9 protein-coding genes are annotated in these 11,067 nt (G+C 71.7%); 6 read left to right on the top strand and 3 right to left on the bottom strand.

Going from position 1 to position 11,067, the window contains the following annotated elements:
* Nucleotides 1-327, top strand: a 327-nt coding sequence (locus VH914_10555; protein HEX4491636.1) for a GNAT family protein, incomplete at its 5' end; no start/stop codon positions are given.
* Between the two features lie 54 nt (nucleotides 328-381).
* Here the strand turns inward: VH914_10555 and VH914_10550 are convergent.
* Both VH914_10550 and VH914_10545 read right to left on the bottom strand, forming a co-directional pair.
* Nucleotides 382-1,623, bottom strand: a complete 1,242-nt coding sequence (locus tag VH914_10550; GenBank protein ID HEX4491635.1) for a CoA transferase — start codon at nucleotides 1,621-1,623, stop codon at nucleotides 382-384.
* Entirely contained in the window at nucleotides 1,620-3,278 is a 1,659-nt protein-coding gene (locus VH914_10545) for an AMP-binding protein (GenBank protein ID HEX4491634.1), read from the bottom strand. The genes VH914_10550 and VH914_10545 overlap by 4 nt, the downstream gene beginning before the upstream one ends.
* Nucleotides 3,279-3,406: 128 nt before the next feature.
* Here VH914_10545 and VH914_10540 point away from each other — a divergent pair, with 128 nt between their 5' ends.
* From VH914_10540 to VH914_10525, 4 genes are read left to right on the top strand one after another with little or no spacing between them, the layout of a single operon-like run.
* A complete protein-coding gene (locus VH914_10540; GenBank protein HEX4491633.1) occupies nucleotides 3,407-4,255 on the top strand; it encodes a class I SAM-dependent methyltransferase in 849 nt (282 codons plus the stop codon).
* A 15-nt stretch (nucleotides 4,256-4,270) separates the two neighbouring features.
* Nucleotides 4,271-6,040 (top strand): hydantoinase B/oxoprolinase family protein, encoded by a 1,770-nt coding sequence (locus tag VH914_10535; protein ID HEX4491632.1) that lies wholly within the window; start codon nucleotides 4,271-4,273, stop codon nucleotides 6,038-6,040.
* Nucleotides 6,037-8,091 (top strand): hydantoinase/oxoprolinase family protein, encoded by a 2,055-nt coding sequence (locus VH914_10530; GenBank protein HEX4491631.1) that lies wholly within the window; start codon nucleotides 6,037-6,039, stop codon nucleotides 8,089-8,091. The genes VH914_10535 and VH914_10530 overlap by 4 nt, the downstream gene beginning before the upstream one ends.
* Nucleotides 8,088-9,536 (top strand): M24 family metallopeptidase, encoded by a 1,449-nt coding sequence (locus VH914_10525; GenBank protein HEX4491630.1) that lies wholly within the window; start codon nucleotides 8,088-8,090, stop codon nucleotides 9,534-9,536. The genes VH914_10530 and VH914_10525 overlap by 4 nt, the downstream gene beginning before the upstream one ends.
* 106 nt (nucleotides 9,537-9,642) lie before the next feature.
* Here VH914_10525 and VH914_10520 read toward each other — a convergent pair whose 3' ends face one another.
* Nucleotides 9,643-10,431: an alpha/beta hydrolase gene (locus VH914_10520; GenBank protein HEX4491629.1), complete on the bottom strand. Its 789-nt coding sequence runs from the start codon at nucleotides 10,429-10,431 to the stop codon at nucleotides 9,643-9,645.
* Nucleotides 10,432-10,479: 48 nt separating this feature from the next.
* Between VH914_10520 and VH914_10515 the strand changes: the two genes are divergently transcribed.
* Nucleotides 10,480-11,046, top strand: a complete 567-nt coding sequence (locus VH914_10515; GenBank protein HEX4491628.1) for a GrpB family protein — start codon at nucleotides 10,480-10,482, stop codon at nucleotides 11,044-11,046.
* Nucleotides 11,047-11,067 lie beyond the last annotated feature (21 nt).

The raw sequence follows: 11,067 nt of genomic DNA, 5'->3' as shown, positions 1-11,067 counted from the left end.
GACGACGTCGTCGGCTACCTCCAGGTCTCCGAAGAAGACAGCGCGCAGTACCGCTTCGCGGGCATCGACCTCGCGCTGCGCGACGACGCGCAAGGGCGCGGCCTCGGCTCCGACGCGGTGCGCACGATCGCGCGTTTCTTGCTCGAAACGCGCCGACACCACCGCCTCACGATCGATCCCGCGCTCGCGAACGCGCGCGCGATCCGCTGCTACGAGAAGGTCGGCTTCGCGCGCGTCGGTGTGTTGCGCGAGTACGAGCGCGGCACCGACGGCACCTGGCATGACGGCCTGCTGATGGAACTGTTCGCCCGCGATCTCGTGCGTTAGTGGTACTGCGTTATCGGCGTATCGCCGATCAACGCAGTACCACCGAGGGGCGGGTCAGGCGATCGCACCGGCCTCGCGCAGGCGCGCGAGCTCGTCGGCGTCGAGACCGAGCCAGTCGGAGAGAATCGCGTCGGTGCTCGTGCCGAGCGTCTCGGCCGGCGGCAGCTGGGCAACGCGACCGGCGAAGTCGATCGGCAGCCGCGGCCCCACGAACCCGGATGGCGACCCGGCCGGCGCCGACGGATGGCGCAACGGTTCGAGCAGACCGCGGTGTGCCAGCTGCGCATCGTCGCGCGCCGCAACCGGATCGCGCACCGTCGACGCCGCGATGCCAATGCCGACGAGCAACCGTTCGACCTCCGCCGACGGCAGCGTGCGCGACCACGCCGCGAACTCGTCGTCGATCTCCGGACCACGAGCGGCGCGGTCGCGGATCGTCGGCATCTCGGTCGCCCAGTGCGCGCGGCCGAGCAGGAGCACGAGCTGCTGCCACTGCTCGTTCGTCGTGGTCGTGACCGCGACCCAGCCGTCGCTCGTCGGGTACACGTTGATCGGCGCGCCCCGCGGATCCGCGTTCCCGGTCCGCACCGGCAGACCCGAGTCGGCGTAGTGGTCGACCGGCTCGTCCCACACGAGCGCGGTGAGCACGTCGAGCATCGAGAGGTCCACGTGCTGGCCGCGACCACTTTCGTCACGTTGACGAATCGCGGCGAGCACGCCCATCGCCGCGAACGCCGCGCTCGCGAAGTCGCCGACCGCGGCGCCGCTGCGGGTCGGCGGCCCGGAGGCATCGCCCGTCTTCGCCATCAGACCCGACGCCGCCTGCACCGCCTGGTCCATCGCCGGCGCGCCCGAGCGCGGGCCTGTCTGCCCGTAGCCGGAGATCGACGCATACACGAGGCGCGGGTTCGCCGCGATCAGCGCGTCGAAACCCAAGCCGAGGCGTTCCATCACGCCGGGTCGCGAGTTCTCGAAGAACACGTCGGCGCGCGCCGCGAGCCGCGCGACGAGCGCGCGCCCGTCGGCCTGGTCGAGCGCGATCGACACACTGCGCTTGCCGCGTCCGCGCTTGAGGTACGGGATCGACATCGCGTCGTCAACGGGCGTCGGGCTCGACCCGCCGTCGGCGCGACCGAACGGCGGAAGCTGCCGGCTCGTCTCGCCGCCCGGACGTTCGATCGCGACGACGTCCGCGCCCATCGACGCGAGGAAGAACGTCGCGAGCGGGCCCGCGACGAAACGGGTGACGTCGACGACGCGGATGCCGGCGAGCGGCAGCGGCGCTCGCTCGCTCACGCGCCCTCGTCGCGCAACTTCTGCCGGAGCACGAACTTCTGGATCTTGCCGCTCGGTGTGCGCGGGAACTCGTCGATGCCGCGCACGTCCTCGGGCCACTTCTGCCGCGCGAGCCCGGCGGCTTCGAGATGCTCCCGAACCGCACCGAGCGACGGGTCGTCGTGCCCCGCCAACATGCGCACGAACACCGCGGCGTGCTCGCCGAGCCGCGCGTCGGGTGCGGCGACGACCGCGCACTCCGCGACGCCGGGCAACCTCACGACGAGCTCTTCGACTTCCTGCGCGCTGATGTTCTCGCCGCCGCGGATGATGATGTCCTTCTTGCGATCCGTGATCGCGAGGCATCCGTCCGCGTCGAGCACACCGACATCGCCCGTCGAGTACCAACCGTCGCGGTCGATCGCCTCCGCGGTGCGCGCCGGATCGGTGTAACCGAAGAAGCAGTCGGGACCGCGCGACAGGATCTCGCCCGGCTCCCCCACCTCGACGTCGCGACCGTCCTCGTCGACGAGGCGCATCTCGACGCCCGGCAACGGCTTTCCGTCGGTGCGCGCGCGCTGGTCCCAGGGGTCCTCGAACGTCGAGCCGGTGATCGACGGGTGCTCGGTGCTCCCGAAGCTGCGCGTGCACTCGATCCCCATCGCACGCGCCCGTTCGCACACCGCGATCGGCACGGCCGCGCCACCGAGCCCGATGTGGGCCATGAGCGGACCGTGCACCGCGAGGTCGAAGTCGGGATGGTCGAGCAGGCTCGTGAGGAAGAACGTCGCGCCCTGGCCCGCGGAGAGCCGGTCCTCGGCCATGCCCGCGAGCACGCGCTTCGGATCCCACACGTCGATGAGGTGCACGTGCCGGCGACGGAAGACGGGCATGAGGAGCGCGGCGAGCATGCCGATGCCGTGCCCGACCGGCGCGCCCGTGAGCGGGTCGATCACCTCCGACTCCGCCGGCGGCGCGGCACCGCTCAACTGGATGCCCGAGAGCTGCCGGATCTCGGCGTTGATCGTGCGGTGTACGTGCACGACACCCTTCGGGTCCGACGTCGTGCCGCTCGTGTACGCGATGAGCGCGGGCGACATCGGGTCGACCGACACGGGCGCGTCGACCGAGCCGTGCGCGAGCAGGTCTGCGAACGCGAACGTGCCCGCGGGCGCGCCGTCGCCGACGACTGCGACCCACTCGACCGTGTCGGCGTCACCGGACGTGCGCAGCGTGTCGAGGTTCGCGAGGAAGTCCTGGTGCGCGAAGCGGTCGGCGGTGATCAACGCCTTCACGCGGGTGCGGCGGAGGATGTACCCGACTTCCTTCGCACCGTAGAAGTGCACGATCGGCACGACGATCGCTCCGAGGTACGCGATCGCGTAGAAGGTCGCGGCCGCGTCGACCCAGTTCGGGAGCTGGAAGGCCACCGCGTCGCCGGGGCCGATCCCTCGCGCGCGCAGGCCCGCGGCGACGAGGCGGGCGCGCTCGTCGACGTCGCGGAACGTGCCGCGGTACGGGAAGCGGTCGGAACGCACCGTGAAGAGGTGGTCGGGCGCAGCGCGCAGGCCGGTCGCGAGGATGTCGCCGAGGGTCTCGTCGTTCCAGAAGCCGGCGCGCACATATCCCTGCGCGCGCTGCGCGTCGGGGTCTCGCGGCTGCCAGTCGAACGCCATGTCGGAACCCTACCGACCCGCCTTCCCATCACCGGGCGTGAGCGGGGGCGAGCAGCGCGACCTCGACCGAGTCCTGCGGCGTCTCGGAGGGCGAGCCTGCGAGCCCGACCAGAAATAACATGCCGACGATGGCAGCGAACGACGCGCAGGCGGAGTTCTGGGAGACGCTCGTTCCCGACTGGCTCGCAGCGGAGGCCGCGAGCACGACGGTCGCGGCACCGTTCGGAGTGGCGGCGATGGCGCGACTCCCACTCCGACCCGGTCAGCGCGTCCTCGACGTCGGTTGCGGCTCGGGGTCGACGACGATCGAGCTCGCGCGCCGGGTCGCGCCCGACGGCGCCGCGCTCGGCGTCGACATCGCGCCGTCGATGATCGACGCGGCACGCGAACGCGGCGCGTCGGAAGGCATCGACCACGCGACGTTCGCGGTCGCCGACGCGCAGGTCGAGCGGTTCGGCGACGGCACGTTCGACGCCGCGTTCTCGCGATTCGGCGTGATGTTCTTCGCCGACCTCACCGCCGCGTTCGCGAACATCGGGCGCGCGCTGGCACCCGGAGGACGGCTCGCCTTCGCGTGCTGGCAACCGATCTTCCTGAACGAATGGATGCTCCTTCCCGGGTCGGCGGCCGTGACCGTGACCGGTGCGCTGCCACCGATGCCGGGCCCGGACGAGCCCGGACCGTTCACGCTCTCGGAACCCGACCGGGTGCGCTCGATCCTCACGGCGGCCGGCTTCGTCGACATCGAGGTGACGCCGATCACCGATCCGGTCGTGCTCCCCGCCGATCGGGTCGACGCGTTCGCGCAGCGCAGTCTGCGGATCGGTGCCGTCCGCGAAGCGATGCGCTCCGCCGATCCCGAGACCGCGACGCGCATCGCCGAGGCTGTGCGCGTCGCGCTGCACGAGAAGGTGACCGACGGGCGGCTCGAGCTCGCGGCCGCCGCCTTCGCCGTGAGCGGGGGACGGGACGCGTGATTTAGCCTGACACGCATGTCAGCCATCGATCAGGTGACGGCCGAGGTCATTCGCTCCGCGATGGAGACGGTCTGCTTCGAGATGGCGACCTTCGTGTCGCGCACCGCGACGACGCCGATCCTGAACCAGAGCAACGAGCGCAACGCGACAATCCTCGACGCGCACGGGCGGCTCGCCGCGCTGTCGGTCGGGATCCCGCAGTTCATGTTGTCGTCGACGCTGCCGGTGCGATTCGCGATCGACTTCTTCGGCGACGAGCTGCAGCCCGGCGACGTGATCGTCGCCAACGACCCGTACCACGGCGGCGGTCACCTCCCCGACTTCAACGTGTTCGCGCCGGTGTTCGACGCCGACGACCGCCTGCTGCTCATCGCGTCGATCCAGTGCCACCACGGCGACACCGGCGGCGCGATGGCGGGCGGTTACAACGTGTTCGCGAAGGACATCTGGTCGGAAGGGACGCGCTATCCGTTGCTGAAGATCATCGACGGCGGGCGCGAGCGGCGCGACGTCATCCTGACGATGCGCGCGAACAACCGGCTCGAAGGTTTCGTCGGCGACCTCCGCGCGCAGGTCGGTGCCGCGCAGCTCGGTGTCGCGCGCCTGACGGAGATCGCGGAGGCGAACGGCGCCGACGCGGTGCGCGCCGCGGTCGACTGGACGATCGCCGACGCGAAGCGACGCTTCTCGTCCGAGATCGCGGAGTGGCCCGACGGCACGTACGAAGCCGACGTATACGTCGACTCCGATCCCGCCGGCAATCGCGACATCCATGTGCACGTCGCGATCACGGTCGAGGACGATCATCTCGTCGTCGACTTCGCAGGCTCCGACGAACGGCCCGAGATCCAGGCGTGGTCGACGTTCGGCAACACGCGCGGCTACACGATCGCCCAGCTCGCATCGCTCGTCGATCCGACGATCCCGAAGAACGAGGGCTTCTTCGACTGCATCGACCTGCGCGCGCCGCTCGGCTCGTGCGTGAACCCGACGCCGGGCAAGCCGGTGTCGAGCGGCACCCACCATCCGGGAGTCGAGGTCGGCGACGTGATCGCGGTCGCGATGGCGCAGATCCTCCCCGACCGCTGCGCGCCACAGACGTACAAGTACGGCAGCCCGCGCCAGATGTGGGGTGACCACGACCCGCGGACCGGGCGCGCGTTCTTCGACCACGGTGGTGAGACGAACGCGGGTTGGGTGAACGCGGTGCGCGGCGTCGACGGTTGGGGCGCGCTCGTCGCGTCGAACGGCAACCTCATCAAGGCGTCGGCGGAGCTGAACGAGGTGCTGTTCCCGCACATCCTGCGCGGCCGCAACTACCTCACCGATTCCGGCGGCGCAGGCCAGTGGCGCGGCGGGTGCGGCTCGCACTTCGTGAAGGAGGTGCGCACGCCGACGAGCGTGAACCAGTACGTCGTGAACCAGTACCACGTGCATCCGGGCATCGCGGGCGGCGCGTCCGGCTCCCCGGATCGCTGCACGCTACGGGTCGGCGGACCGCCCGGATCCGAAGTGCACGTCGACCCGTCGGTCGCCGGCGTGCGACTCGAGACCGGCGAGCAGTTGGTGTACGAGTTCGGCGGTGGGGGCGGTTGGGGCGAACCGTTGGCGCGCGATCCGCAGGCCGTGCTCGACGACGTGTGGGACGAATACGTGTCGATCGAGTCCGCGGCGCGCGACTACGGCGTCGTGATCACCGGCACGCTCGACGACTGCACGCTCGCGCTCGACGTCGCCGCGACCGACAAGCTCCGCGCCGAACGAGCGAAGCGAGCGCGACCATGAGAATCGGTCTGGATGTGGGCGGCACGTTCACCGACTGCGTGCTGCTCTCGCCCGACGGCAGCTTCATCCTCGAGAAGACGCCGACGACCCCGCAGGACCAGTCCGAGGGCGTGCTCGCGGGCATCGGCCGGCTCGCGGAGGCATCGGGGTACGCGAGCGCGGACGCGCTGCTCGCGGCCACGACGTCGATCGTGCACGGCACGACGACCGGCGACAACACGATGATCCAGATGTCGGGCGCGTCGACGGGTCTGCTCGTCACCGAGGGCTTCCGCGACGAGATCGAGTTCCGCCGCTGCTACAAGGAAGACATCTGGGATCCTGCGTATCCCGCGCCCGAGCCGATCGCGCGCCGCCGCGTGCGACTCGAGATCCGCGAGCGCATGACCGCCGAGGGCGACGTCGAGACGCCGCTCGACGAAGCCGGCGTGCGCGCCGCGGCGCAGCGACTGCAGAAGCTCGGTGTCACGTCGATCGCGATCGTGTTCCTGCACTCGTACCTGAACGCTGCGCACGAGCACCGCGCGCGCGAGCTCGTGCTCGAGGAGTTTCCCGACGTCGAGCTCGTGTCGCTCTCGCACGAGGTGTATCCGAAGCCGCCCGAGTTCGAGCGCACCTCCACGACGCTCGTGAACGCGTATGTCGGTCCGCCGATCGTGCGCTACCTCGATCGCCTCGAGAGCCGGCTGCGGGGCGCGGGGTACGCGAGCGAGCTGCTGATCGCGACGTCGGCCGGCGGTGTCGCGACGCCGTCGGCAATCGGCAGCCGCGCGGTTGCGACGATCGGATCCGGTCCCACCGGCGGGGTCGTCGCCGCGGCGCGCGCCGCGACCGCCGCGGGTCTGAACGATGTCGTATCGGTCGACATGGGCGGCACGAGCTACGACGTCTGCCTCATCCGCAACGGTCGGCCCGAGCTGAAGAGCGACTGGAACTGGCGGCATCGCTACTGCATCGCGCTCCCGATGGTCGACATCGTGTCGATCGGCGCGGGCGGCGGGTCGATCGCGCACGACGAAAACGGCATCCTCCACGTCGGTCCCGAGTCGGCGGGTTCACAACCCGGTCCCGTCTGTTACGGCCGCGGCGGCACGCGCCCCGCGGTGACCGACGCCGACCTCGTGCTCGGCCGGCTCGATCCGGGCGCGTTCTGGGGCGGCCGGTTGCGGCTCGACGAGGACGCGGCGCGGGCCGCGCTCGCCGATCTCGGTCGCGCCGCGGGACTCGACGCGGAGGCGACGGCCGCCGCGGTCGTCGCGCTCGTCGACGCGCACATGACCGACGCGGTCCGGCGCGTGCTCTCGCTCGCAGGCGCCGACCCCCGAAGGCTCGACCTCGTCGCGTTCGGCGGAATGGGCGCGGTGCACGCAACCACGCAGGCCGCCGCGCTCGGCATGCGGCGCGCGCTGATCCCGCGTGCGGCACCCGGCTTCTCCGCGCTCGGCCTGCTCACCGCCGACCACGTCGTCGACGCGACGCGCACACTGATCTCGTCGTGGGAGCAGGTCGATCCCGCGCGGCTCGAGGCGCTCGCCGTCGACCTCGAGCGCGCCGCGCGCGCGGAGCTCGCGGCCGCGAACGTGCCCGACGATCGCCTGCGATTCGAGTGGCTGCTGAACCTCGTCTATCCGGGACAGACGTTCGACCGCGGCCTGGCGCTCACGCGCCGGTCCGGCGAGCCCTTCACGCTCGATCACGTGAAGGCGGCGGTCGAGGAGTTCCACCGGCAAAACGAGGCCGCGCGGCTCATCGAGGCCCGCGCGCAGGAGCCGACGGTGCGCGGCGTGCGTCTCATCGCAACCGGGCTCGTCGACCGCCCCGAACCGCTCGCGCTCGCGGAGGAGGCGTTGCCGGAGCCCGTCGCACGCCGGCGGCTGTTCGTCGGCGACGGCTGGACCGACGCGCCGGTCTACGACGCCGCGCAGGTCGCGCCCGGTCCCGAGCTCACCGGTCCCGCGGTCGTGCAGAGCCGGTTCACGACGCTGGTGCTGCGACCGAACGACATCGCGCGCGTGCTGCCCAACGGCGACACCCTCGTCGACGTCGCGTGAATGCCGGATTCCTCCGCGATCTCGACGTCGACGCGCTGGTCCTGACCGGCGTCGCCGCGCAGGAGGCGATCGGCGGGCACCGCCGCATCCGCGTGTTCCAGAGCGACCCTCCGGGACCGGCGCTGGTGATGACGCGCGACGGCTCGGTCCACGTGTGCACACCCGACCCCGATGGCGCGTTGCATCTCCCGGCCGACCACGTGCATCCGATCGCGTTCGACCCGACCGCCTTCGCGCGCGCGCTGCCGCGGTGGATCGGTTCCGTGCCGAAACGCATCGCGATGGATCGCGCCGCACCGAGCGCATTCGCGGCGCTCGCGGCCGCGTTTCCGAGTGCGACGATCGTCGACGCCGAGCCTGCACTCGGGCCGCTGCCGCCCGCGGCAACCGGCGGGGTGGTCGACGACGACGAGCTCGTCGCGCCGCGACGCGCTCGCGCGCTCGCCACGGCGGACGCGCAGGGCATCGCCGGCTGGTGGCTGCGCACGCCCGAGGCGATCCGCCTGCTCACCGGCCGCGCGGGCGCGGCGCTCGTCGGCGACACACTCCTCGACGAAGCCGACGTCGAGGCCGCGCTCACCGCGCTGCCGCGTCACGGTCGCATCGCCGTCGACCGCCTGACGCCGACCGAGCACATGCGCCTGACCCAACGGTTCGACGTCGTCGACGCGGGCGGCATGGTGCTCGCGGGCAGCATCCCGCGCGCGCCGACCGAAGTCGCGACCTTGCGCGAGGGCTACCTCCGCACCGAACGCGCGGTCGTGCGCGCGCGTCACACGTGGGCGGTCGGGATGACCGAGCGCGAGTGCTCCGACGTGCTCGCACGCGAGGCCGCGCTGCTCGGACTCCAGCCGCACATCGACCATGTCGTCACGGTCATCCCGCGCGACCGCGCGGCGGTGCCGTGGCTGCGCGGTGAATGGGCGGGGCGCGCGCCGTGGCGGCAGCTGACGTCGGAACGCGTGATCGAGCGCGGCGACCTCGTCGGGCTCGACGCCGGCTGCTTCCACAACGGGTACGTCACCGACTTCGGCGCGACCTACATCGCGGGTCGCGATCCGACCGCTGCGGAAGCGAAGCTCGCGCGCCGTTGGACCGAGCTCGCCGATCGCGTCACCGACGCGATCCGTCCCGGCGCCACCGCTGCCGATCTGCGCGCCGCCGCGCTCGACGGGTGGAGCGCCGGCGAGCCGCCGTGGCCGTGCGGTCTGTACGTCGCGCACGGCGTCGGGTTCGGCGGCGTCGTGCCGCCGTTCGCGGGCACGGATCTCGGCGTCGACGTCGAGCGCACGATGGTGCTCACGCCCGGCGACGTGCTGATGATCGAGCCCTACGTGCACGAGGACGGCGGCGGCGGCTTCCGGGCCGAGCGTTGCGTCGCGGTCACCGCCGACGGGCACGACGTCTGGACCACGCTCCCGATCGAGCAGCTGCGAGCGCTCTGAGATCTCTGGTCGGGCTCGCAAGCTTCGCCCTCCCCGACGCCTCAGTCGACCAGTCGGCCGGGCCGCGGAGCGACCCGGCCGTTCTGGCCGAACGGCGACGACTCAGCTAGCGGATCCCGTTGACCGCGAAGAAGCGCTCGATCATCGCGTTCACCTGATCGGGCACCTCGAGCTGGTTGAAGTGGCCGGCGCCGACCGTCTGGCCGATCGTGATCGTCGGGCACGCGCCGCGCAGCTCGGCGGGCTGATCCGACGCGGTCGCCGACCCGATGGTGAGCAGCGGGACCTCGACGTTGCCGAGCGCGGCAGCGGAGTCGAAGTCGATGATCCCGCGCATCGCAGCCGCCGCCGGGCCGCACGGCATCTCGGACATGCCCGCGATGATCTCGGCGCGGCGCGCGGTATCGGTCGGGAGGAACATGTTGCCGACGAAGTCGGTGCGGTACGCGCCGTCGGTGTCGGTCTCGATGTTGTCGACGACGCCGGCGAGGTACTCCTTCACCCACGCGTTCACCATCGGCGCGGGATCGACCAGCACCGCGGCGCGCACGGCGCCGGGACGCGCCGCGCACGCGAGCGCGGTGACGCCACCCATGCTGTGACCGATCACGACGGGGCGCTCGAAGCCGGCATCGGCCGCGACCGCGAGCACGTCGTCGGCGAACGCGTCGATCGAGTAGCGGCCCGCGCCGGGTTCGGGTCGCGAGCTCTCGCCGTGACCGTGCAGGTCGATCGACGCGACCGCGTGGCGAGACGCAAAGTGCTCGACCTGCGGCGAGAAGAACGAGCGGTCGCACGACCAGCCGTGCACGAACACGATCGGCGGCTCGCCGCGCCCGACCGTCTCGTACGCGAGCTTCACGTCGCCGCGTTGCGCGAACTCCGTCTGCGCCATCGGATCCCCCTCGATCGTGCGCGGACGGTAGCCCCGTAGAGTGCGTTCGTGCCGGTGCTGCTCTCCGAATACGACACGCGTTGGCCCGAGCGCGCCGCCGCGCTCGCCGCGCTGGTCATACACGCGGGCGGGGGCACGGTCGCGCGCGTCGACCACATCGGCAGCACGTCGATCCCCGGCATGGCCGCGAAGAACGTGATCGACCTCCAGGCGCGCGTCGACGACCTCGACCGCGCCGCGGCCGTGCTCGACGCGCCGCTCGCGCGAGCCGGCTTCGTCCGCGAGCCGTGGGACCACGACCACGTGCCCGCGGGCTGGGACGACGATCCCGAGCGCTGGGTCAAGCGGCTCTGGTCGCGTCGCCGTCATCCCGACGGCGACGTGAACCTCCACGCGCGTGTCGCGGGGTCACCCAACGAACGGCTCGCGCTGCTCTTCCGCGACTGGTTCCGCGCCCATCCCGACGCGGTCCCCGCGTACGCGCAGTTCAAGCGCACCCTTGCCGCGGAGCTGGACGACATCGGCGTGTACTCCGACATCAAGGACCCGGTCGTCGACCTCGTGATCGCGGTCGCACAGCCGTGGGCGACCGAGACCGGCTGGACCGCCGGTTAGTGGTACTGCGTTCTCGGCGTA

It is taken from the genome of Acidimicrobiia bacterium, from assembly GCA_036271555.1.
GTDB lineage: Bacteria > Actinomycetota > Acidimicrobiia > IMCC26256 > PALSA-610 > DATBAK01.
Note: the sequence above shows the minus strand (reverse complement) of the source record. Positions and strands in the feature narration are given on the sequence as shown.